The sequence below is a fragment of the Staphylococcus croceilyticus genome, from assembly GCF_002902575.1.
Taxonomy (GTDB): Bacteria; Bacillota; Bacilli; order Staphylococcales; family Staphylococcaceae; genus Staphylococcus; species Staphylococcus croceilyticus.
On sequence record NZ_PPRD01000029.1, the window covers coordinates 13,726 to 37,750 of the forward strand.

23 protein-coding genes are annotated in these 24,025 nt (G+C 35.0%); 11 read left to right on the forward strand and 12 right to left on the reverse strand.

The window, feature by feature from the left end; genetic code table 11:
- Positions 1 to 123: 123 nt before the first annotated feature.
- Together CD128_RS04830 and CD128_RS04840 are read right to left on the reverse strand one after the other, a co-directional pair.
- The gene (locus tag CD128_RS04830; protein ID WP_103328928.1) at positions 124 to 909 is read right to left on the reverse strand and encodes a putative hydro-lyase; all 786 of its coding nucleotides are present in this window, start codon (positions 907 to 909) and stop codon (positions 124 to 126) included.
- A 283-nt stretch (positions 910 to 1,192) separates the two neighbouring features.
- Positions 1,193 to 2,809: a BCCT family transporter gene (locus CD128_RS04840; protein WP_103328930.1), complete on the reverse strand. Its 1,617-nt coding sequence runs from the start codon at positions 2,807 to 2,809 to the stop codon at positions 1,193 to 1,195.
- Between the two features lie 208 nt (positions 2,810 to 3,017).
- Between CD128_RS04840 and nagA the strand changes: the two genes are divergently transcribed.
- Both nagA and CD128_RS04850 read left to right on the forward strand, forming a co-directional pair.
- Entirely contained in the window at positions 3,018 to 4,172 is a 1,155-nt protein-coding gene (gene nagA, locus CD128_RS04845) for an N-acetylglucosamine-6-phosphate deacetylase (RefSeq protein ID WP_103328931.1), read from the forward strand.
- Between the two features lie 166 nt (positions 4,173 to 4,338).
- On the forward strand, positions 4,339 to 4,587 hold the full coding sequence (locus CD128_RS04850) for a hypothetical protein (protein ID WP_103328932.1): 249 nt from the start codon (positions 4,339 to 4,341) through the stop codon (positions 4,585 to 4,587).
- 57 nt (positions 4,588 to 4,644) lie between these two features.
- On the opposite strand, the gene nagB is transcribed toward CD128_RS04850, so the two are convergent.
- Positions 4,645 to 5,376: a glucosamine-6-phosphate deaminase gene (gene nagB / locus CD128_RS04855; protein ID WP_103328949.1), complete on the reverse strand. Its 732-nt coding sequence runs from the start codon at positions 5,374 to 5,376 to the stop codon at positions 4,645 to 4,647.
- 195 nt (positions 5,377 to 5,571) lie between these two features.
- On the opposite strand from nagB, the gene CD128_RS04860 reads away from it, so the two are divergent.
- On the forward strand, positions 5,572 to 6,390 hold the full coding sequence (locus CD128_RS04860) for a CPBP family intramembrane glutamic endopeptidase (RefSeq protein WP_103328933.1): 819 nt from the start codon (positions 5,572 to 5,574) through the stop codon (positions 6,388 to 6,390).
- A 98-nt stretch (positions 6,391 to 6,488) separates the two neighbouring features.
- Positions 6,489 to 7,115 carry an NDxxF motif lipoprotein gene (locus CD128_RS04865; protein ID WP_103328934.1) on the forward strand — a complete coding sequence of 209 codons (627 nt, stop codon included), beginning with the start codon at positions 6,489 to 6,491 and terminating at the stop codon, positions 7,113 to 7,115.
- A 203-nt stretch (positions 7,116 to 7,318) separates the two neighbouring features.
- On the opposite strand, the gene CD128_RS04870 is transcribed toward CD128_RS04865, so the two are convergent.
- A complete protein-coding gene (locus tag CD128_RS04870) occupies positions 7,319 to 8,125 on the reverse strand; it encodes a CPBP family intramembrane glutamic endopeptidase (RefSeq protein ID WP_103328935.1) in 807 nt (268 codons plus the stop codon).
- Positions 8,126 to 8,295: 170 nt separating this feature from the next.
- Here CD128_RS04870 and CD128_RS04875 point away from each other — a divergent pair, with 170 nt between their 5' ends.
- Positions 8,296 to 8,961 carry a CPBP family intramembrane glutamic endopeptidase gene (locus tag CD128_RS04875; protein WP_103328936.1) on the forward strand — a complete coding sequence of 222 codons (666 nt, stop codon included), beginning with the start codon at positions 8,296 to 8,298 and terminating at the stop codon, positions 8,959 to 8,961.
- Between the two features lie 84 nt (positions 8,962 to 9,045).
- Here the strand turns inward: CD128_RS04875 and CD128_RS04880 are convergent, their stop codons facing one another.
- From CD128_RS04880 to pcp, 6 genes are all read right to left on the reverse strand, one after another.
- Positions 9,046 to 9,678 (reverse strand): ATP-binding cassette domain-containing protein, encoded by a 633-nt coding sequence (locus tag CD128_RS04880; protein WP_103328937.1) that lies wholly within the window; start codon positions 9,676 to 9,678, stop codon positions 9,046 to 9,048.
- Positions 9,665 to 10,438, reverse strand: a complete 774-nt coding sequence (locus tag CD128_RS04885; RefSeq protein ID WP_103328938.1) for an ATP-binding cassette domain-containing protein — start codon at positions 10,436 to 10,438, stop codon at positions 9,665 to 9,667. The genes CD128_RS04880 and CD128_RS04885 overlap by 14 nt, the downstream gene beginning before the upstream one ends.
- Positions 10,405 to 11,172, reverse strand: coding sequence for an ABC transporter permease (locus CD128_RS04890; RefSeq protein WP_103328939.1), 768 nt, complete (start codon positions 11,170 to 11,172; stop codon positions 10,405 to 10,407). The genes CD128_RS04885 and CD128_RS04890 overlap by 34 nt, the downstream gene beginning before the upstream one ends.
- Positions 11,162 to 12,121 carry an ABC transporter permease gene (locus CD128_RS04895; protein ID WP_103328940.1) on the reverse strand — a complete coding sequence of 320 codons (960 nt, stop codon included), beginning with the start codon at positions 12,119 to 12,121 and terminating at the stop codon, positions 11,162 to 11,164. Before CD128_RS04895 ends, CD128_RS04890 begins: the two co-directional genes overlap by 11 nt.
- On the reverse strand, positions 12,114 to 13,676 hold the full coding sequence (locus CD128_RS04900; RefSeq protein ID WP_103328941.1) for an ABC transporter substrate-binding protein: 1,563 nt from the start codon (positions 13,674 to 13,676) through the stop codon (positions 12,114 to 12,116). Before CD128_RS04900 ends, CD128_RS04895 begins: the two co-directional genes overlap by 8 nt.
- A 234-nt stretch (positions 13,677 to 13,910) precedes the next feature.
- Positions 13,911 to 14,549: a pyroglutamyl-peptidase I gene (pcp, locus tag CD128_RS04905; RefSeq protein ID WP_103328942.1), complete on the reverse strand. Its 639-nt coding sequence runs from the start codon at positions 14,547 to 14,549 to the stop codon at positions 13,911 to 13,913.
- Between the two features lie 277 nt (positions 14,550 to 14,826).
- Here pcp and CD128_RS04910 point away from each other — a divergent pair, with 277 nt between their 5' ends.
- Together CD128_RS04910 and CD128_RS04915 are read left to right on the forward strand one after the other, a co-directional pair.
- Positions 14,827 to 15,600 carry an acetoin reductase gene (locus CD128_RS04910; RefSeq protein WP_103328943.1) on the forward strand — a complete coding sequence of 258 codons (774 nt, stop codon included), beginning with the start codon at positions 14,827 to 14,829 and terminating at the stop codon, positions 15,598 to 15,600.
- A gap of 209 nt (positions 15,601 to 15,809) precedes the next feature.
- Positions 15,810 to 17,183 (forward strand): MFS transporter, encoded by a 1,374-nt coding sequence (locus tag CD128_RS04915; RefSeq protein WP_197730763.1) that lies wholly within the window; start codon positions 15,810 to 15,812, stop codon positions 17,181 to 17,183.
- 304 nt (positions 17,184 to 17,487) lie between these two features.
- On the opposite strand, the gene CD128_RS04920 is transcribed toward CD128_RS04915, so the two are convergent.
- Both CD128_RS04920 and trhO read right to left on the reverse strand, forming a co-directional pair.
- The gene (locus CD128_RS04920) at positions 17,488 to 18,462 is read right to left on the reverse strand and encodes a choloylglycine hydrolase family protein (protein ID WP_103328945.1); all 975 of its coding nucleotides are present in this window, start codon (positions 18,460 to 18,462) and stop codon (positions 17,488 to 17,490) included.
- 262 nt (positions 18,463 to 18,724) lie between these two features.
- Positions 18,725 to 19,687, reverse strand: a complete 963-nt coding sequence (gene trhO / locus CD128_RS04925; protein ID WP_103328946.1) for an oxygen-dependent tRNA uridine(34) hydroxylase TrhO — start codon at positions 19,685 to 19,687, stop codon at positions 18,725 to 18,727.
- A 279-nt stretch (positions 19,688 to 19,966) separates the two neighbouring features.
- Between trhO and CD128_RS04930 the strand changes: the two genes are divergently transcribed.
- From CD128_RS04930 to CD128_RS11820, 4 genes are all read left to right on the forward strand, one after another.
- Complete coding sequence (locus CD128_RS04930) at positions 19,967 to 20,944, forward strand: SMP-30/gluconolactonase/LRE family protein (protein WP_103328947.1); 978 nt, start codon at positions 19,967 to 19,969, stop codon at positions 20,942 to 20,944.
- A 395-nt stretch (positions 20,945 to 21,339) separates the two neighbouring features.
- Positions 21,340 to 21,435, forward strand: a complete 96-nt coding sequence (locus CD128_RS11815) for a type I toxin-antitoxin system Fst family toxin (RefSeq protein ID WP_135350979.1) — start codon at positions 21,340 to 21,342, stop codon at positions 21,433 to 21,435.
- Positions 21,436 to 21,661: 226 nt separating this feature from the next.
- Positions 21,662 to 23,308: a phospho-sugar mutase gene (locus tag CD128_RS04935; protein ID WP_103328948.1), complete on the forward strand. Its 1,647-nt coding sequence runs from the start codon at positions 21,662 to 21,664 to the stop codon at positions 23,306 to 23,308.
- Positions 23,309 to 23,316: 8 nt separating this feature from the next.
- A complete protein-coding gene (locus CD128_RS11820) occupies positions 23,317 to 23,484 on the forward strand; it encodes a hypothetical protein (protein WP_167797473.1) in 168 nt (55 codons plus the stop codon).
- Positions 23,485 to 24,025: the final 541 nt, after the last annotated feature.

A 24,025-nucleotide genomic window follows, 5' to 3' on the forward strand; every position in this document is an offset into this window, starting at 1 on the left:
AACTATGCCGGCATGCTAAAGTATCATGTCTAATACAGAGGATATTGCTAAAACACTAAAAACCAGCAGCCATATGCGATAAAGTTGTATCGTTGGGTATCTGCTGGTTTCTTTTCAAAAGAATTAATTGCTCAATTCGCTATCTTTAATGTCTGTGATGAACATGTGGCCTGGGGAATGTGTAATCATAATGTCGGGTTTGGTTTCTAGTGCGACGGATTGTGGTGTGACGCCGCAACCCCAGAATACGGGAACTTCATCGGCTTTGATGGTTACGGGTTCGCCGTAATCTGGTTCGTTAATATTATTGATGCCTAGTTCTTCAGGTGAGCCTATGTGAATAGGCGTACCATGAACATTCTTGAAGTGCGATGTGATTTCGGTTGCTTGGATGGCTTGAGCGATGGTCATTGGGCGCATGCTTACAGTGATGTTGCCTTTAAATCGTCCGCTAGGTTCGGCTGGAATGTTTGTGCGATACATTGGGACGTTGTGCGCTTCTTCAATGTGACGTACCGGGACGCCAGCTTCTAGGAGTGCATGTTCAAAGGTGAAGCTACAGCCAATAAGGAAACTCACCATATCTTCGGTGTAAAGATCAGTGATGTTATCTGTTTCTCTGATGAGTTCGCCATGTTCATAAATACGATATTTGGGTACTTCTGTACGAATATCTGCCTCTTTTCCGTAATAAGGAAAAGAGGGGGAACCTACTTCTGAAACGTCTAATAATGGACACGTCTTTGGATTTCTGAAGCAAAATTTTAAAAAATCATAAGCATAGGCGGAAGGTAAGATAACGACATTAGCCTGGATATAACCTTCTGCCATGCCGCTTGTGTGACCTGTTAATTTGTCTTCTCGAATAAGTTGGCGTAATGCTTTAGGTGAATATTGTTTGTAATTCATAATTAATCCCCCTTGAATCCCCTTAATTATTTCAAATTCTTATTACTACAATATTTAAAAATTACACTTATAGCAAGAGACATCTTGTTTATATTTTAAAAATTACTTTTTAAAGAATTTGTATACCAAAGTCATGGAACAATTCACAAATACTGGTAACAGGCAATACAAACTCACAATCATCCAGTTATTATCGACTTTATAAATAATGAAAAAGAGTATAAACAGAAATATACTTATTATTAAACCTATGAGAGGTAATAAATTAAAGTACTGTTCTTCATTACGTTTCTGTCTTGTCATTTTTCTGCTCCTTTTCAAGAGAATCATCATCAGATTCACGTTGTTCTAAAGGAATCGAGTAGTCTTTATCGTCATCAATATATGACATTTGGAAGTGTTTGGTATGTTCACGGCGTAAGGCTCTCATAATTGAAATGGTCATTAGTAATAAAATAATAGAGAATGGTAAACCTGTTACGACTGAAGCGGTTTGTAAGCTTGTTAAACCACCCGCAATCGTCATCGCAACTGAAATTGCTCCAATCAGTAATCCCCAAACGACTTTATGTTTATTTTTAGGATTTTCACTGCCTCCAGTCGCCATACCAGCTACAATATGTGTTGTGGAATCAGCGCTTGTCACAATCAGTAAGAATATTAAAGCGATTGCTAATGCGTTAGTAATATCAGATAGTGGGAATTTGGATAGTAACTCGAACAATGCAACCGTATAGTCTTTGTCGACGAGTTGAGTGATTTTATCGCCACCCATTGCAATTTTTACTGCCATACCACCAAAACCTGAAATCCATACAAATGAAATAAGTGGAGGCACTATGAGTACACACATGATAAATTCACGAATTGTTCGTCCGCGAGACACTCGAGCTACAAAGCCACCAATGAATGGTGACCATGAAATCACCCATGCCCAATAGAAGACAGTCCATTGTTGTATCCATGCATTTTTTCCTGAATACGGATCAATACGTAAACTGTATTCTACAAAGTTTCGAATATAATCCCCAATTGCTAAAGTGTAGGATTCAAAGATAAATTTTAAGTCGCCAAATATGAGCATAAAGATGAGTAGTACAGCACCTAAAATAATGTTGATATTGCTCAACCATTTTACACCTTTATCTAAACCAGTTATCGTTGAACCTAGAAAAATACATACCATCAAGACAGTTATTGCAATTTTAGTGAAATTGTTATTTGGTACATGAAAGACGTGACTTAACCCGCCGCTAATTTGCATAATACCGAGTCCGATAGACGTTGCAATCCCCATGACCGTAGCAATAATTGCTAGAATATCGATTATATTGCGGAACGGACGCTTGTAAGCTTCTCCAAAGACTGGCTCCATGGCAGTAGAGATTAAACCATCTCTTTTTTTACGAAATTGGAAGTAAGCTACGATTAAACCGGCCATAGCGAAGATGGACCATTGTGAAATGCCCCAGTGAAAGAAAGTATATCCCATAGCGACGCGTGCAGATTCCGCTGATTGATCTGGAACTTTTCCTGGAAAAGGAGAGTGAATATAGTGAGTCAGTGGCTCAGCTACACCCCAAAAGACTATACCTACACCTAGTCCAGCAGAAAATAACATTCCAAGCCATGATAAAAATGAAAATTCAGGTTCTTCATCGTCGTCACCTAATTTAAAACGACCATAACGAGAAACAGCTAAAGAAATTAAAAAGATATCTAAAATGAAAATAATGAGTAAAAATAACCAACCAAATGAATTTGAAATAAAATCATAAATGTGTTGCGCATAAGTTCCAAATCCCTTTGGGAAAAAGCCTGCCATAGCAGTGATAAGAATAATGATGGCTACCGAAATGATATAAACGAAATAATTGTTTTTCTTACGCTTGTCATTCATAGTTTTATTAAGTCATCCCTTATACGTTATTTAGTTATGAGTATACCTATAATTATAAATATTTTCAAAATTCGATTTTTTGCAAATTTAAGAAAACTGACAATATAATGAGCTATTTTGAAAAATTTTTCCAAAGCAATAAATTGAATATCTGAAATGCTATAATTGTTATGAATTTAGAACAATATTTAAGAAAAGAAGGTATATCATGTCGAACTATGTCATTACTAATGGAAGAATTTATACAGAAGAACAAGTTATTGAAAATGGATATCTTGTAGTAGAAGATGGCAAAATAAGTGATATTCAAGAAGGCGAATATACAGGCGATTTACAACAAGTAGATGCTAAAGGACAAAATGTCTTACCAGGATTTATCGACATTCACATTCATGGCGGATATGGCGAAGATGCTATGGATGCGTCATATGAAGGATTGAAACATTTAGCAGAACAATTATTATCTGAAGGTACGACAACGTTCTTAGCGACAACAATGACACAATCAGATGAGAATATTGAAAAAGCATTGAAGAATATTGTGGCTTATCAAGCAGACCAACAACAAGGCGACGCTGCAGAAATTGGTGGGGTTCATTTAGAAGGACCATTTATTTCAGAACATAAAGTAGGCGCGCAAAATCCAAAATATGTACAACGTCCTTCAGTAAGCAAGATTCAACATTTCCAAGAAATCGCCAACGGACAAATTAAAATTATAACATTTGCGCCAGAAGTAGAAGGCGCACATGAAACATTGAATGCCTTACATAACGAGATTATCTTCTCAATGGGGCATACAGTAGCCACATTTGATGAAGCAAATGAAGCGGTTGAACATGGCGCTAAGCATATTACACATTTATATAACGCTGCAACGCCATTCGAACATCGCGATCCAGGTGTCTTTGGTGCAGCGTGGACGAATAAAGGTTTAAATACTGAAATTATTGCTGATGGCGTACATTCACATCCTGCTTCAGTTAATATTGCCTATAAACAAAAAGGTAATAAACACATGTACTTAATTACAGATGCCATGCGTGCTAAAGGTATGAAAGATGGCGAATATGACTTAGGCGGTCAAAACGTTATCGTAAAAGGTAAAGAAGCAAGATTAGCAAGTGGTGCTTTGGCAGGTAGTATTTTAAGAATGAATGATGGCTTACGTAATTTAATGACATATACACATGATTCATTAGAGAATTTATGGCGTGTAGCGAGCTTAAACCAAGCGAAAGCATTACAAATTGATGATACTAAAGGTAGTTTAGCTATTGGCAAAGACGCAGATATCGTTATCGCCAATGATGAAATTGAAATAAGTCAAACGATTAAAGCAGGCACAATTCATCACTTTTAAGACTGCCCGCATAGTCAAAATTTGAAAAATTTTAAAACTTATAGTCTGATGCGTACATATTGTGCACATTTATATTTTTTAAAAGGTTTAAAATTGTGAAAATAAGTGAATATAAATATTAACTATGTGAAAAATTGACATATTGATACGAAAGGGGGCTATTACAGTGCAACATGATTTAAGATTTCCAAGTGCAAAAAACTTTTTCACAACTTTGGGATGGTTGTCTATTATAGCTTTAATCGCTGTACTTGTACTTAACTTGCTAGTTTATAGCACGTTTAACGGTTTTAATGATTTTAATTTACAATTCAACTTACATCAAACTGAATTAATTTTCGCAATTACGTTTGCGATTATCGCAATTGTAAGTATTATTATGTCTTTAATTTTAAAATTATTTAAACACCCATAATAGATAATTAAAGGACAGTATTCAAAGTTTTTAAATCTTCGAATACTGTCCTATTTTTTATTTCAAATTATTATAAATAGTGTCATCAACAATAATCTCTACATTAGGATGATTGTGTAATATAGATGCTGGTAAATCTTCAGTCGTCTCTTCTTCTAATAAACGACGAATTGCTTCTTGTTTACGTTCTCCAAATGCGATTAAAATAATACGGTTAGCACGCATAATTGATTTTAATCCCATAGATACAGCTTGTTTCGGTACATCTTCAATTGTATCGAAATTCACACTATTGGCTTTAACAGTTGAATCAGTTAAATCTACCACACGTGTTTCACTTTCAAAAGACGTGCCAGGTTCATTAAAACCGATATGACCATTTTCTCCAATTCCTAATAATTGAATATCTGGATTACCAATTGACTTTAAAAGTTCTTCATAGCGTTTAGACTCAGCTTCTAAATCATCTACTTTACCTTGAGGGATGTGAATATTCGAAGCTTGCCAACCAGAATTATGATTAAACAATAGCTTATGCATGTACGTGTGATAACTTTGAGAATGTTCAGGTTTTAACCCCACATATTCATCTAAATTGAATGTTTGAACTTCGCTTAGATCTGTATTATTTGCTTCCAATAATTCAGAAAAACGTGGATAAACATCTGTCATTGTATTTCCTGTAGCCAATCCGAGAATTGCTTTAGGATTGGCTTGAATTAGTTTCAAAAGTTCAATGGCTACATAATCACTGGCAATCGCTTTATTTTTTAAATTAATCAATTTCATCATATAAACGCCTCCATACGTTTATTCAACAAATTACTTATGTATTAAAAGTATACCCAAGTAATGTAATTTCAGTGTAAGTTAACCTTAAAATCTTACTAATATGTATAAGGGAAGATAAAACAATTATTATAAATTTTATTAAAATAACTATGCTAAGATAAATAATGAAAACAATATAAAGAGGAATTATATATGAAACTATTAAAAATTATTGGCATGTTTATTTTAGCAATTTTAATTATGGGAGTTACGCAAGGTATTGCGGCACTCTTTGATGATTTTATTAAATTTTTAGGTATTGGCGCAATTTTATTAGGTATATTTTATGTCGTTTTTGCCTTTTTCATAGTGCGATTTTTTATTAAAAGAGTATTTAAAGATAATTTAGAATCGTATCGTATTACTGCGCCTAAATTTCATAAAACATATGTCTTACTTGGTTTAGGATTACCTATTTTAGTTTATGCTATTTATTTCATTTTTGTACCTGGTGACTTTAAAGTTCATCATTTCAATTCGTTAAACGAAACTATGCGTATGATATTTTGGTTAATCTTTGTAACTGCAATGGGTGGTGGCATCGTTGAAGAAATGGTATGTCGTGGTTTCTTAATGGGATATATTGAGAAGAAGACGAATATTAAAGTGGCTATCATTTCAACATCAGTCTTTTTTGGTGTGATCCATGTATTGAATGGTGCACTCAACATAAGTAGCTTTTTCCTATTATTGATTAGCGGCACTTTAGTAGGTCTCATGTTTGCATTAGCAACTTATAAATTCAATACGATTTGGGCCAGTATTACCTTACATTTCTTTTGGAATCTTTTTCAAATTATCTTTATCACTGAAAAAGAAAGCAACACTGCAGTATGGCAATATGTATTACATACGAACAACATAGCTATATCAGGCAATCAATTTGGCTATGAAGCTTCAATTATATCTATATTTGGATATCTTGTTGTCATTTTATTATTACTAAGAGTTAGAAGGAATTCTAATAATTAATACGACTTAGTTGAGTTACTTAAGAAAGGTTTAAAGTTCCTGGGAAGTTCACTATACTTAAAATGTAATGTATAAAATTAAATAAAAGGAGATTTGATATGAAAAAGATAGCATTATTAATTTCAACTTTTATCTTAGTTATTACGGTAGCAGGATGTTCATCTTCTAAGGAAAATCACAAAAAAGATAGCGATACTGAAAATAAAAATACTGAGAGCAATGCACGTCATAATCACAAAATTCCAGAGCACATTTTTGATAAAACAACGACTAATCAAACAATTTCTGAAGCTACTATGAAGAAGGATATAAAAACATATTTAGATTCTGAAAGAAAGTTAAGTGATGCTACTGAACCTTATGAAGATAAGTTAGATTCTGATGAAAAATTATCTGAAGAACAGCAGAAAAAATATGATAAAGTATTAAATTTACGAATTCAAAATGACATTAACTTTGCTAAATACATAAAAAATAATAAACTTCCGAATAAAGAATATGAAAAATATAGTAAGAAAATTAGTCAATATATTACAGCATCTAATGACATGGATAATAAAGCTCGAAGTGTAACAAAAAAAGCTAAAGAAAAGTTAGATAAAGATGATTTAAAAGAGTTTAAGGATATATACAAAAATATAGATATCGTTAATGGTCGTGAACAAGATAAAATTGAGAAATTCTTGAAAAAGAAAAATATTGAGACTATCGCTTTTGATAAATAAAACTAATAGGGCCCCACAAACTCGGGGCCCTATTTTTGTTTATAGTTTTTAAATTAAGAAAGATTTAAGCTTAAATTACTTAGAATTTTGTTATGTTATAGGTAGATTACATATTTAAATCTTTTATTTTTGAAAATGACTGCGCCAATTGTCCTTCATTTTCAAGAAAAAAAGTAGTCCTAAAAACGGACTACTTAAATAGTTTAACTAAATAATACTGTGAAATAGCCAATAAGAATCAGTATGCCAGTAACGCCATTATGAAGCATATGGACCATCATACTATCGCGAACATTGCCTCTCCGATGATATGCAAGGTAAAAGATCATACCCATAAAGATATACATTAATGCAGCTACCCAATTGGTTGGATTATGTTGAGAACCGAAAATAATTGATGAAAGAATGAATGGTAACCAGAAACGACTACGTTTAAAGAGTGTTACTTTGAAGATACCACGATAAATCAATTCTTCTAAATATGGAGCAATGAACGTGATGGTTAACGCAAATACAATAACTGGGAAGGCTTGGCCTAATTGATCCGGACTAGGTTGTCCATCCATATTGCCAAGTAGCATTTGGTCGTTTTTTGTCGTATTTGAGCCTATTACAACTAACATTAATTGAGACATACCAATCACTATTAAGCGTAGTAACACGGCCCAACCAATATTAATCGCAATGTCTTTACCTTTAAATTTCTTCGGCTGTTCATAAGTGTGACGTTTATAGTAACGTCTTACAAGCCACACAATGATACCTGTGAAAAGAAGGAAAAGTAATGTAGCAAGCGTGCCGGTTAATAAATCCATGTGAACTGAAAATCCAACAATAAAGCTCATTGTAACGATTGGAATTTCAGCGAGTATGAACCAACCAATAAAGATAAGGATATTTAAAAATTTATTACCTTTAGGGTAACGTTCTTCACTAAATTGTGGAGTTTTATCTTGGTGTGAGTCTTCAGGATTTGAAGTATATGTATTCCCATTTTCGTATTCTGTCATGTTAAACCCACCTTTATTTAATATTTAGAACTTTGAAAACGGATACTGCACTTTGAATGTAACATATATTTGACATTTAATCTATATAAGTCGAGTAAAATTCTTTTTAAGAATAAGTGTGTTTTTAATTAAGAGAGTAAAAGATTTCCCAAGAAATGAGGAGGAAAATAATGTCACAAGAACAAGTAGAGTCACAAACTAAGCCATCAGATTTCCAAATTTCGCATAAAGCGTATTGGAAATTATTATTACAATCTATTTTTATGATGGTTGTAATGTTTTTCGCTGAATCGGTGGTTTTAGGATTAGCAGAAGAGAGCCCCAAATATTTCTGGGTAAGTATTATTCCGATTGTCATCGCATTTTTACTATTATGGGTATTTAAATTGAAATTATTTAATTTTAGCAAGATTACCAAACAACAATGGATGTTAATCATTATAGGTTTTGCTTTAATGTTCGGTGTAAATTACCTTTCATCTTTTTTTTTGCCAGAGACAAACAATGAAAAAGGATTAGAAGAAGATTATAAAAATGTACCAATCTTGCTTCAATTTTTATCAATTGGCTTCTTAGGACCAATTTTAGAAGAAGTTATATTTAGAGGATTACTTATTAAAGGCATATTTAGAGGAGCGCCAATTATCGGAGCCATTGTTTCAGTCATATTATTTGCGGGTGCCCATGGGCCAACTACTATTGGAGAATGGTTTGTTTATGGATTTTCTGGCTTAATATTTGTATTTGCTTATTTGAAGACTGGACGCTTAGAAGTGGCGATGTTAATTCATATTTTAAATAATTCATTTGTTGTCATTCAAAATTATTTCTGGTAAATATGCAGTCATTATTAACGTTAATATATAGAAATGGAGAGGTCTAATGTGTTCACTAGATCTCTCCTTTTTAATAACCTCTTCTTAATCACTACCAATTTTTAAATGTTTACCGGGAAGGCTGTGTAATAAATATGGATCATGCGTAATAATAATTAATTGCAAGTTTTCAATTTCTCGCAAAGTCTGTAAAATCAGTTCTTCATTAATAACATCTAGGTTAGTTGTAGCTTCATCTAAAATAATGACGTCAGGTTCAACCAACAAGGCTTTTGCGATCCATAATCGTTGGAATTGGCCACCACTTAAATTACTTACTTTTTTATTTAATAGCTGTGAGTCTAATTTACATAGCTTCATAGCGTTCTGCATTTTTTCTTCATGCAAGTGTTCAGGAATATGAAAGTTTTTCAAAGGTTGTTTCAATATCCATTCGACAGTTTTTTTAGGATCTAATGTATTTGAATTATACTGTGGAATATATTGAATATGTTTCATCCACTCATGGCGTGATACTTTTCCGAGAGTTAAATCATTATAGCTTATGACGCCTTGATAGTTATCATCTAAACCTGCAATGATTTGAGCGAGGGTAGACTTACCGCTCCCACTAACACCACTAATAATGATATTCTCATGACTATTAGCTTCGTAATTAAAGTTTTTAAATATTGTTTTATCTGAAAATGATTTATTCAACTGTTTAATCTGTAACATATTGATTTCTCCTATTCGAAAGTTCAATCAATTGTCGTGTATAGCTATGTTGAGGGTGCTCTAAAATTTGTTGAGCTGTCCCACTTTCAATGATTTCTCCTTGATACATAACGCTAATATGTGTGGCATATTCTTTAACCAAACTTAAATCGTGTGTAATAAATAATATGGTCATTCCATGCTCTTGAATAACATGATTTAATAAGTGCATTAAGTTATTACGGTTATCATAATCTAATGCGCTTGTAGGTTCGTCGGCAATCATAAACTTAGCTTCTCTAATGATTGCCATGACTAACGCAACACGTTGTGCCATTCCTCCACTTAATTGAAAAGGGTAGGAATGTAGAACATCTTTTGCTTGAGTTAAACCTAAATTTCTAAATTGACGTAATACAAATTCACGTTGTTGCTCGCGAGTCATTTTAGAATTGAACGAATCAAATAAGGCATCGAAATGTTTTTGAATACGCACATTTTGAAAAAAATTACTATTTGCGTCTTGGAACATAGCGTCTGTTTCATTAAGATTGATTTCAATATTTCCTTCGTATCGTAAATTGGGTTGATACATTTGTAAGGCAGTACGAGATAGTAATGATTTACCACTGCCACTTTCACCTACTAAACAATGAAAGCTACCTTCAGTCACATCTAAATCTATATGTTTTAATAGTGCTATGTCGCCATCGTAGACGGAGACATTTTCCAAATGCAATAAGGGCTTTAACGAATGAAGCGTTGATTCAATATTTGACATATGAGCGCGAATCCTCCTAACAACACACCAGGGAAGAAGAATAGCCATGGTGCAGAATAGAAATAACTCTTACCGTCATAAAGGATAGCGCCTAATTCAGGTAAGGGTGGTTTGACGCCTAATCCAATAAAGGCTAAACCAGAAATACTTAACATTAATTTACCGAAATCTGCAGTTACGAGTGCCATGACGTTACTTAAGAGGTGCGGAATGACATGATGGATGATTGTTTGAACTTTAGATAATCCGCTTAAAGATGCATATTTCACAAAGGGTTGTGTTTGTGCATCACGGGCTAAATTTCTGAAATAACGTAAATAACGACCTAACCAGCCGATGATAAGCGCTAAGCATAAACCGACAATCGAGTTATTAACAAAGCCAAGGACAACTAGGGCAATGATAATCGCAGGAAGTGCAATTAACATATCAGCTGCCGCCATCATAATAGAATCGAACCAGCGTCCGATAAGTGCAGACATCAATCCTAAGATGAGGCCGAGTACGACCGTGCCAATTAAAATGAGTGTGGTTAAGCCAAGTGTGACCATACTGCCGACAAAGAGTCGTGTCAAGAAGTCACGCCCTAAATCGTCTGTACCAAGTAAATGATGTAAGCTCGGTGGAATTAATGCATCTGATTGATGTATATCATTCGCATTATCATATAAGGCATAGGCAAGTATTGCGAGAATTACAATGATGACAGGCCATATCCAATATTTAATCTTCATAAGTTATACGGCCTCCTAACTTTTTAGACATTCTTAAACGCGGGTCACTTTTCTCTAGTAAAATGTCGCCAAGGAAATTGAGTACCATAATAATTAAAATAATAATCATTAAGATACCTTGAATTAACGGGTAATCGCGCAAATTAATACTATTAATTAACAGTTTACCTAATCCTGAAATACTGAAAATCACTTCTAGGATAATGACGCGACTGAACAAGTGAATAAAATTGTTAATCGTAATGGTTAATAATGGTGCTAATATCTCTTTGATTTGTACATAAATGCGGTCTTTTAATTTAAATTGTCTTAACTGCGCTAACTGATAAGGTTGATTGTGTAACGTTCGCTCGAAAAGATGACTGCTTAATAAAATCATATGGCTACCTTCTACTAACACTAATATAGTGATAGGGAGGACAAAATATTGCCAACTATTACTACCTACGAATGGGAATAAATGCCATTTCACACCAAAGTAATAGATGAAAATGATGGCTAACCAATACTCAGGTAATGATGTAATAAGTTGAGAAATTCTCATAATTAATTGCGACCATTTAGAACGCGGACGATTACCACATAAATAACCAATGACGTAGCCAAGTGGGAATAAGATCATCGCTGAACCCAGAATAAGTTTTAACGTTGGTGCCATTGCTTGCGTAATACGGTCAGTGACAGGTTCTCCGTTACTAAAACTTGTACCTAAGTCACCTGTAAAGGCATGACCAAGCCATTGTACATAACGTACAGGCATAGATTGGCTAAGCCCTAACTTGTCTTGTGCCATTTTAATGCGTTCTGGCGTAATTTGTGCGACACCATGTTCTTGTAAATATTGAACGGCGGGGTTGCCGGTGGTATTTTCTAAAAGAACAAATAGAATAAATGAAATGACGACTAAGTAAATCACTAATTTTATAAATTGTTTAATAATATTATTCATGGTTCTTTACCTTCAATTTATCAAAATTTATAGGTGCATCTGTCTGACCAGAAAATTCAAAATTGCTGATTTTAGGCGTTGTCACAAAGGTTTCGTTCGGATAAGAAATTGGCACTACTAAGTATTGCTTATCGATGTAGTTAGATAATTTGTCGAAAGCACTTTGACGTTGTTGCATATTTATAATTGTAGGGAACGCTTTAATCATTTCTGTTAATTTCGAATCGTCTGCGAACGCGCCAGGTTGATTCTTCGCTTGTTTGAAACGTGCATTTAAGAAATTATATGGCATTAAAGCATTAGTATAGGTGCGGTAATAGATAAGGTCGAAATCTTTACGCACGGTCAAGGTCTCGTAATATGTTTGAGCGTCTAAGATGTTGATGTCTAATTTAATACCTACTTTTTTTAGCGCTTGTTGCATAATTTCAGCTTTGGTTTTCCACTCTGGAAACTCATCGGTTTGAAGTGCAAGTTTAAGTGACAGTACTTTGCCATCCTTTTCAAAATAACCGTTAGAATTCTTCTTATAGCCCGCTTCTTTAAGCAATTTCTCTGATTCTGAAGGGGCGTATGAATGATTATGTTGATTATTTGAATTAACATATGGCACGTCACTTTGGAATAACCCTCTAAGTTTCTTGTTAGGTGATAAGTCGTTAGTATCTATAGCTTTACTAATAGCTTCACGGATACGCTTATCTTTTAAGACTTTATTTTGCGGGTTAAAGCCCATAAATTGCGTTTCTGTACTTGGATATGTATGAACTTTTAACTCTTTGTTGCGATGAGATTCTTTAACTTGTTGTGGCGTCATCTGACCTAATGCACCACCTGCAATATCGATAGAACGACTTTCAATGGCTAAGTGTCTCGAATCACTATCTTCAATCGATTGGAGGGTTAGATTGTAATCGAGAGGGTGACCATTATGATAATACTGGTTCGGTTTGAACGTTACTGTTTCATTCGTTGAGCCAGCCACTTTGAATGGCCCCGTACCAATCGCTTTCTCGAATTTGCCAGTCGTCTTGCCATCTTTTACCGCATGAGGACTCATGATGCGAAGCGGTCTGATTTGCGTAAGTTCAGGCAATACTTGGTTAGACGGTTCTTTCAATTTAATTTCCACCGTATATTTATCCTTAATATTGACCGATTGTAATTTATCTAACGTTTCCATTGGGTCCGTTTTGTCTGTCGCTTTCGCTCTCTCTATTGAAAATTTGACCGCTGACGCGTCAAAATCAGAACCATCATTAAATTTCACATCACGTTTAAGATGGAAAATATAATCCTGACCATCATCGGAAGCCTTCCATGACTTAGCAAGTCCTGGTTCAATTCTGCCACCTTTACCATAGGTTACAAGCGGTTGGTAAACCGCACTATAAACTGGCATAGGTACATCAAACGCTTGTGCATCTAATTTATTAGGGTTAAATTCGCGAGGTAATGAAACTTTAACCTCTTTATCATCATGATGTTGTTGAGCACAGCCACTTAACATGAGCATGGCGCACATAGAAAGTGAACAAAATATGCGCTTTTTCAATATACTACCTTCTTTCGCTTGTATACATGAATATATTTTTTGTATTAAGTTCACATACAAAATAAATTATTTTACTATTGGACATTATTATATGATACACCTTTGAAGCCCTCTTTGAAAATTCAAGTTAGAAATTATGACATGAAAAAAGAGGGCATATGCCCCCTTATACATTTAGAAAATTAAGATTTAGTAATATGGTGTACTAATTATTTGAATTAAAGCCTATTTAATTTAATGTGTTTCGCCTAATGCGATTTTTGCGTCTTCGTCTCTTGATATTGCTTTAATTGCAGCTGTTAAACCTTTAGCAATCGTGTCGATAGACATTGAAGGTTTTTCAGGTTTATCTGTGACTTGTTCTGGAATAAATGGCACGTGAATGAAACCAAATAATAAACCAGGATAAGATTTGTCTGCTAAATAACCTAATTGATATAAGATATGGTTACATACAAATGTACCTGCTGTATTAGATAAACTTGCAGGGACGCCGGCTTGTTTAATGGCTTCTGTCATCTTCTTAACTGGTAAGTTTGAGAAGTATGCAGGTGCGCCGTCTTCTTGAATAGGTACATCAATAGGTTGGTTGCCTTTGTTGTCTGCAATACGCGCGTCGTCAATGTTAATGCCAACACGTTCTGGTGTTAAATCGTAACGTCCGCCAGCTTGTCCGATAGCTAATACAGCGTCGTAGCCACCTTTAGCCAACTCTTTGTCCACTGATTCTTTTGATTCATGGAAGACGGTTGGGATTTCTAACTTTGTAATCGTATGTTCGCCAATGTGGTCCTCTAATTGTTTCACTGCTTCTAATGCTGGATTGCTCTTTTCGCCACCGAATGGATCAAATGCTGTTACTAGAATATTCATAATTCATTTCCTCCTTTAATTTTTTAAAATGCCCAGAAATACATCAATGCGATATAGGTATCGATGCAAGAACGTATACTTTAAAACATCAACAAGTACTAATTTTCTTAATATTAGCATTCTTATTTTTTTAATTAAAGAATGGTATGAGTAAGAAGAAAGTCAATTATTAGTGCTAGCTAACTGTATTTATGAATTTTGTTTGTGTATTTATATAAATAGTAAGTAATTTTATACTATTATGATAAAATATAAGTGTAAAAAGGAGGAATGTTTTATGACAAAAATAGCAGTTATAACAGGATCAGCAGCAGGTTTAGGTAAAGGAATTGCAGAGCGTTTAGCCAATGATGGTTTTAACATTGTCATTCAAGATATTAACCAAACAACGCTTTTAAAAACGGAAGAAGAATTCAAAGGCAAAGGATACAATGTTGTAGCATTCCATAGCGATGTATCTAAGAAAAAAGAACAAGAAGAATTAGTTCAATTTGCAGTTGCAGAATTTGGACACATTGATGTCTTTGTGAACAATGCTGGTGTGGATGCGGTATCTTCAATTCTGGAAATTACGGAGGATGAATTAGATAAATTATTCCATATTAACGTTTATGGAACACTTTTCGGAATCCAAGCAGCAGCGAAACAATTTATTAAACAAAATAGCAAAGGTAAGATTATTAATGCGTGTAGTATCGCAGGACACGAATCTTATGAAGTGTTAGGTACATATTGTGCTACTAAATATTCAGTGCGTTCATTCACACAAACTGCAGCGAAAGAATTAGCTGAAAAAGGCATTACAGTCAATGCTTATTGCCCAGGCGTAGCGAAAACTGAAATGTGGGATCGTATCGATGCAGCCATGGTTGAATTAGATGACAGCTTAAAACCAGGCGATGCCTTCGAACAATTCTCATCAGCAATCAAATTAGGACGCTACCAAGAACCAAAAGATGTGGCAGCTTTAGTCTCATTCTTAGCTTCACCAGACTCAGACTACATCACAGGTCAAGCTATCTTAACAGACGGTGGATTAGTGTATAGATAAACCGAATATAAAATCGAAAAGTTTAAAGGACTCAGTTCCCAAAATAGAAACTCCCCTCAACAATATAAAGTAGAGGGGATGTTTTCTTTATATATAGTAAAACTATACGTAGTCTCCCTTTTTCTTTCGTGATACAATGATTATATAAATGAGAAGCATTCTCAATTAATTACACAATTATATATCACAGTAAGGGAGTGTAGGGTGTGATGTCACATCAAAGTAAGTTTGACGGTAAACTCGTCATTGCAGCAAGTTTTGCAGTGTTAACATATTGGTTGTTCGCGCAATCATTTATTAATATAGGCACAAGTGTCCAAAAGACATTTGAAGCCCCAGCATCAATAATGAACCTGTCGATTAGCCTTGTTTCATTCGTCACAGGCATATTTATGGTCGGCGCAGGAGATATCGCTGATAAAATAGGAAATCTCAAAATGACGATAATTGGGCTAGTCTTAAGCATTATCGGTTGTCTTAGTCTAATTCTCATTCCAGCTACACCATTTTTAGTCATTGGTCGTATTTTCCAAGGTCTTTCAGCAGCCATTTTATTGCCATCTACTATTGGATTAGTATCAGATAAATTTGAAGGCCAAGAACTGCGCAAAGCATATAGTTTCATGATGATAGCAACAGTAGGTGGAATTGGTTTTTCATCTTATATAGGCGGACTTATTTCTAGTTATTTAGGATGGCAAACCGTCTTTATTATTTCCATCATTTTATCAATCATTGCGATACTTATTTTAAGTCGCAGAAAAGAAATACCTCGTTCACAACGTGAGCATCAAACATTTGATTACATAGGGATGATTATCTTCGGTATTTTTATCGCCTGCCTTATGTTAGTCATGACACAAGGATTCACATACGGTTGGACTAGCACCTTCATACTAAGTGTTGTAGCACTTGGTCTCATTGCACTCACCGTATTTTATTTTTTTGAAAAAGGCAGAACCACACCATTTATCGATTTTTCAATTGTAAAAAATAGAGCGTTTCTTGGTTCTACAATTAATAATTTTGTACTTAATACTGGCGTAGGTACTACTGTCGTCTTCAATGGCTATGCACAAAAACAATTTGGTATGAGTGAAGTACAAACAGGTCTGGTCACTGTGCCGTATGTCTTCATGGCCATCGCAATGATACGATTAGGTGAAAAAGCAATACAACGTTATGGTGGGAAAAGCATGTTAATTGCAGGGCCATTATTCCCGGCCATTGGAATTATCCTAATTAGTTGTACATTTTTATCTCAAAGTTGGTACGTAGGACTTGTGATGTTGGCTTTTGTCGTTTGCGCAATTGGTAACGGCTTAGTAGCCACACCAGGTTTAACGATCGCCGTATTTAACATGCCAGAAGAAAAAGTTAGCTTTGCGACAGGCTTATACAAAATGGGCGCCACTTTAGGAGGCGCATTTGGAATTGCCTTCAATACTACTATCTTCACAGTATGCCAACAATTTTATTCAGTAGAAACAGCAGCCATGATTTCATTTTTAGCAGGGGCTATTATCATGATACTCGGTCTAATCTCAGCATTTATTCTTATACCTAAAAACGTAAAAGCATAATAGAAAAGTAGCGTGACTGGAGCCCCAGTCACGCTAGTTTTATTTATAGATACTTTTTTAGAAGTTTTAGATATAGATATTGAATGAAATTACCCAACCAGTAAATAGAGTTTTTGATAAGTGTGAGTGTTCAAGTACTTATATAAATAGTTCTAAGATAGATTACGAAGTGTAGTTGTGGAGACTCCTAGTGGAAAAGAAAGAGCCTCAAGACTACAGGCTTGAGCCTTTCCCACAGGAACGCGCAACAACTTAAACGAGTGAACATCTATCTAAGAACTACTCTACATAAAAAAGTACATATTTAATTCACTTTATCTGTCGTTAAGCCTTGTGGTATTGGCTCAAAAATGACTAACTCATCGCTATTTAATAAATCCTCTGTTAGTTGTAATTCGGCAATGCGGTTAGAATTATAATACTTCACATATAATGTACGCGTAGTCAGATTAAATACAGTTTGATACAGCGTATAGTGGAACTCATTTTCAGAGGGACGAACGGCACCTTTGGGAATGCTAACGCTATCCAGAATTCTAAAAGCATCTAGCACCGCATCATCGCCATCGTCAGGCAACATATTATGCACGAGATAAGCTGCTCTGACATAACGCTCTGCAGAAGTATAACCTCCTGGCAAGCCAGATGTGCCACTTTCATTCCCAATAAATAAATTCTTATAACGTTTATATTGGGGCTTGTAAGGCGTCACATTCGCATAGTTCTTCAAGTTCTCATAGTGCCAATTCAAATCAGGACTGTTTGTCAGCACGCCGACTGGATTATCATGTACCACGATACGACCTTCTACAAATGTAATTTCTGCCGTACGACCTGTGGCATCAGAAATATGATAATGAAGCGGAGGTGCTTCGTTAATATCGTTTAAGGTATTCGCAACGACATTCACTTGTTTCGCGTTCTCAATGAGTTCGTCGATCGTTTGGTTGTAGCCAAGGGCCCACGTCAGAACTTCGGTTTGTGAAATATTGATAAAGCCTTCACGAATTTCAGTTGTATAAGAGGCGTAACCACGGTCGTATTGGTTTGAAATCGCTAAGCCGTACTCGTTCACGCCATCTCCGAAGATAAAGCCTTCCATATCTGAGCCCGCGCCAGTAAAGCCATACTTCGTTTTACCTTTATAATCTACGCGTGATTCCCAATAGAAGTTACGTGGTTGCACGGCAGGGTGACCCGTTAATGGATAATCATAATCCATTGTTCGACCTAAAATCACATCGCCATTTTTTGCTTGAAACGTAAAACCTGTACACATATGTATGAACCTCCATTTATAGATTCGAAATTTTTAACAATTATAAAATTTATATATAAACATTTCAATTTTTGTAATGATAGACATAAAAATATCCCTTATGATATTGATTAAAACTCATAAGGGATACAACTAATTATTAATTTACGGCTTTCCAAAAGCAGGATTTTCGGCACAGACTGACACGACTCGACAAAATTTGAGAAACAATTTTGCTCATCGTTCGGCTCTGCTCAAATCCTAAACGCTTTTGTTCAGACCTCTATGCATGTACGTGTTCTGGTACGTCTTTGAAGTTTTCTAAACGACGATTCCATTCTTCATCGCTAATGTCATTTTTAGCTACATAGCGATTACGTGGGTGTTTGGCACAATCGTATGAACAAGCGCCAAGGTATTTTTCTTCATTTTCCTCTGAAACGAGAATTTGTTTATTACATTCAGGGTTGGCACAGTTAATGTAACGCTCGCAAGGCGTACCGTCGAAGTGTTCTTTACCGATAACTGTTTTCTCAACTTGGTTAACGTCTACACTAATACGTTCGTCGAATACATACATTTTACCGTCCCAATATTCACCTTTAGTTTCAGGGTCTTTACCGTAAGTCGCAATACCGCCATGTAATTGACCAACGTTCTCGAAGCCTTCTTTAACTAACCAGCCAGAGAATTTTTCACATCGGATACCGCCAGTGCAATACGTTACGATGTTTTTACCTTCTAATTGGTCTTTGTTCTCACGGATCCAATCTGGTAAGTCTCTGAAACGTGTGATGTCTGGACGAATAGCACCACGGAAGTGACCTAAGTCGAATTCATAGTCATTACGTGCATCTAAGATGACTGTATCTTCATCTTCTAATGCTTCTTTAAATTCGCTTGGTGAGTAGTATTTACCAGTTGTTACACGTGGGTCAACGTCATCTTCTAAGCCTAATGCAACGATTTCGTTTCTAGGACGTACGTGCATTTTCTTGAATGCGTGGCCTTCAGCTTCATCAATCTTGAACGTCATATCTGCGAAACGTTCATCCGCATGCATATGCTCGATATATTTATCTGTATCTTCTTTCGTGCCTGATAATGTACCGTTAATACCTTCAGTAGAAACTAAGATTCTGCCTTTTAAGTTGTTTGCTTTACAGAATTCTAAGTGCTCAGCTGCAAATGTTTCAGGGTCATCAATAGTTGTATATTTGTAATATAATAACACTCTATAATCCATTTTCTGATTCTCCTCTTAAATTTTTGAATTTATCGTAAGGGCAAGCCGTAATCATTTAAATTGTCGTTCTTTTCGTTTTTTATAAAAATCAACATTATATTATTTTACCAAATTTACAATAACTTTCAATATTTCAGTTTTGAAAATAGGGCAACAGACCTAGTTGAGTGAGCAATATTTCTTTTTGAAAACGATTACATATAGTACCATGATATTAAAGCATATATTAGAAATTGAGAAATTAAAATTTTACTTTTCAAAAAGGAGGAAGTGTATTTTATGTCAAACGAATCATTACCGAAACTTACATATACAGGTGCGTCAAAAAGTGCAGTGCCGATTATTTCAGAAAGTGAATTACAAACGGTTACCGCAGAACCTTGGGTAAAAATTTCAGACAAAGGACTTCAATTAGAAGGATTAATCTTCGATAGAGATCATAATTTATTTTTATGTGAAGTATTTGGTGGAAAAATCTTTAAAGTAGATACGAAAACAAAAGAAGTGTCTACGGCATTTCAATCACCAAAACAAAATCCAGCTGCAGTTAAAATTCATAAAGATGGACGTTTCTTTACATGTTACTTAGGTGACTTTGAATCAACAGGTGGTATCTTTGCGACTGATGAACATGGTGACAACTTTGAAGAAATTATTTCTGAATTAAACTCAGAATACTGTATTGATGACATGGTCTTCGACAGTAAAGGTGGTTTCTATTTCACAGATTTCAGAGGTTATTCGACAAATCCTAAAGGTGGCGTCTACTACGTGTCACCTGACTTCAAGACGGTAACACCAGTGATTCAGAATATTTCTGTCGCGAACGGTGTAGCGTTAAGTACTGATGAAAAGGTGTTATGGGTAACGGAAACGACAACTAATCGACTTCACCGTATCCAATTAGAAGACGATGGCGTAACGATTGCACCATTTGGCGCAACAATTCCATACTACTTTACAGGACATGAAGGACCGGACTCAGTATGTATCGATAGCGATGATAATTTATACGTAGCGATGTACGGACAAGGACGTGTCTTGGTCTTTAATAAACGTGGCTATCCAATTGGTCAAATTTTAATGCCAGGTCGTGATGAAGGTAAAATGCTACGTTCAACACATCCACAATTCATTCCAGGCACCAACCAATTATTAATTTGTACAAACGATATTGAAAATGGTTCAGAAGGCGGCTCAATGATTTACACAGTAGAAGGCTTCGCCAAGGGCCACGAAAGCTACCAATTTCAATAAGAATAAAATAAGCGACGATGTCTAACCCACTAAAAAACCCCTCACTACTGACACTAGTGAGGGGTTTGGTGCTTGTAATGGAACTAATTTATAAATGTATTATACTACTATTGGTTACTTATTACAACTATGTAAATAAATTAATGCTAAAGAGATTATTAATTATTAGGACTTCTTCAATAGAGATAAAAATTGAGAAAGATATTAAAATTGAAATATTTTAGAATAAACAAAGTAGAATTTGACTAAAATTCTTTAATTTCTAAATTATAAACTAATGTAATAGAAAGTTTTTAAATGTTTTGTAGGTTAGAGTAATTTTATACTATGGTGCTATAATCAAGGCGTCGCTAACACTTCCAGCGATAATTTCAACGGAAGGAGGTGTGATGCCAATGGAGTTAATTTTTTTAACAATCATTGGTCCTGTAGTATCAGGATGTTTAGTTGCGGTTTTTAAATATTGGTTAGACAACCGTAACCAAAAGTAAGCGACGATGTCTAACACACCAAAAAACCCCTCACTATTACCGCTAGTGAGGGGTTTGGTGTTGCCAATGGAATTAATTTATAAATGTATTATACTACTATTGGTTACTTATTGCAACTTAAGAAATGTGTTTTATCCCTTGTTTCCATATTCTGTGAAACTTTTAGCTATATCCAGTATACTGAAGAATGAATATAATAGACACGTATGTGTGAAAGGAGTATATGATGAAAGACAATTGGATGAAACATAAAGAAGATAGTCTTGTAGCGTCTTTTTATGATGCACAAACAACTGAATTCCAAGAACAGGGTTTTGAAACTGAATTAGCTTTCGGTACAGCAGGGATTCGTGGACAATTCGGACTTGGCCCAGGCCGTCTAAATCGCTACACTATCCAACGTTTAGCACTAGGCATCGCTAACTATTTACAAGACAAAGAGACGCATCCTTCGATTGTCATTCACTATGATATTCGTCACTTATCTTCAGAATTTGCAGAACTGATTTCTCAAATTCTTGCTTCAAATAACATCAAAGTTTACTTAGCAGCGCATTACAAAACGACGCCAGAATTATCATATGCCGTCAGATATTTACATACTTCTGCGGGCATCATGATTACAGCAAGCCATAATCCTAAAGATTATAACGGCATTAAAGTATACGGCTCAGATGGTGCCCAATTAGATGAAGAAACGTCATTTGAAGTCGCTAACTATATTAATAATTTAGAAGATCCACTTCAATTAGAAATAGATTTCAATTCTACATTGATTGAGAAGAATATCCATACACTGTCAGATGATGTTTATAATAATTATATTAATGAAATTACGCATCTTGTCGGCGATATTCCGCAGTCAGATTTAAAGGTTGTATACACAAGTTTACATGGCACAGGCGTACCGATTATTCCCGATATTTTACAGCACCTACATTTTCAAAGCTTTAACTTAGTTGAAGCACAGTGCAAAGTCGATCCTAATTTCAGTTCTGTGAAAAGTGCGAATCCCGAAGAACGCGACGCCTTTGACTTAGCCATCCAACAAGCCCAAGATACTGACGCCAATCTTATTATTGCTACGGATCCTGACGTCGATCGTATGGGTTTTGTCGAACGAGGTGAAGACGGTCAAATTCATTACTTTGGCGGTAGCGAAATTGGTGCATTATTAATTAAATATCTTATCGAACACACAACACTTCCTAAACATCCCGTCGTCATCCAATCTATCGTTACCGGCGAATTAGGTAAACGTCTTGCGCAACTACACGGGGTCACTGTGAAGGAAGTCTTAATCGGCTTCAAACATATTGCCAAAGCAATTCGTGAATTTGACGATGACCAATCATTTTTATTCGCCTACGAAGAAAGTTATGGTTATCTAGCTGACGATTTCGTGCGAGACAAAGATGCCGTCCAAACCGTGCCATTAATTATTAAGTATGCTTCTATTTTGGAAAATGAAGGTAAAACACTTCACGATGCCCTAAACGAAATTTACGAAGAAGTAGGACATTATCGTGACCACCTTGTTTCTGAAGTATTCGAAGGTAAACAAGGCCAACAGCACATTGCAGATTTAATGGCTAAAGTAAGACATCATATCCCTGACACAATTGCGGGCTTAAACGTCATCGCAGTAGAAGATTACGACACATTACAACGTATAAACAAAAAAGATAATACAGTAGAAACCATTACTTTACCACAATCCAACGTCATTAGAGTCATCTTTGAAGAAGGCTTCATTGCCCTAAGACCATCAGGCACAGAGCCTAAACTCAAATTCTATATCTCACTCAACGTCGACAACTTCGACCAAGTAGCACAAGAGATATATGAATATATATTTAAAGATGTAAAGTAGGGTGAGTTATGGAAATTAGTAAACTATCTTCTTATGATAAAGAAACACTTAAAAGTTGTGGAAATGCGATTAAAAAACTTTATGATGATCATCATAAATTACGCATAAGAAATGAAACTAAAAAATCCAAAAAAGAAGTTGAATTGCAAGACAGTCAACTGAAATTTGATATATAAACAATAATATTCTCTATTCAATAAGGTTTTAACTATACTTTTTGTATTATTAGTTGATAGAAATACGAAGTATTGATGGCGAGACGCGACTAGGAATAGCATAAGCCTTGAGACAAAAATTAAATTAAAAAGCGATTAATCACAACCTACAAGCCTTTGAAAAAGGCTAATATAGTGATTAATCGCTTTTCCTTATCTAAATTATTGGCTTCACAGTGGCTGATTGACAGTAAGCTTTCATATGCTTAATGTCTAATCAGCTTTGTGGGGGCGAAAAAACGAATTCTTACTAGCCAGAATTCTGTTTCGCTCTCAAGCTATGCCTAGAGCAAGCGAGCCAAATCAATACGCAGTATTCAATATAATTCTACACCAATCCATATTTAAAAATGAATTCTGCCTTGATACATAGAAAAATAAATTCAAATTTGAGACTAAAGCACATTTTTGAGCTTTTTTATAATTTAATAAAAAAAGAATTATAAAATATAAAATGATGTATTATGCAATATTAATTCAGGGTATCTAAATAATATATTAG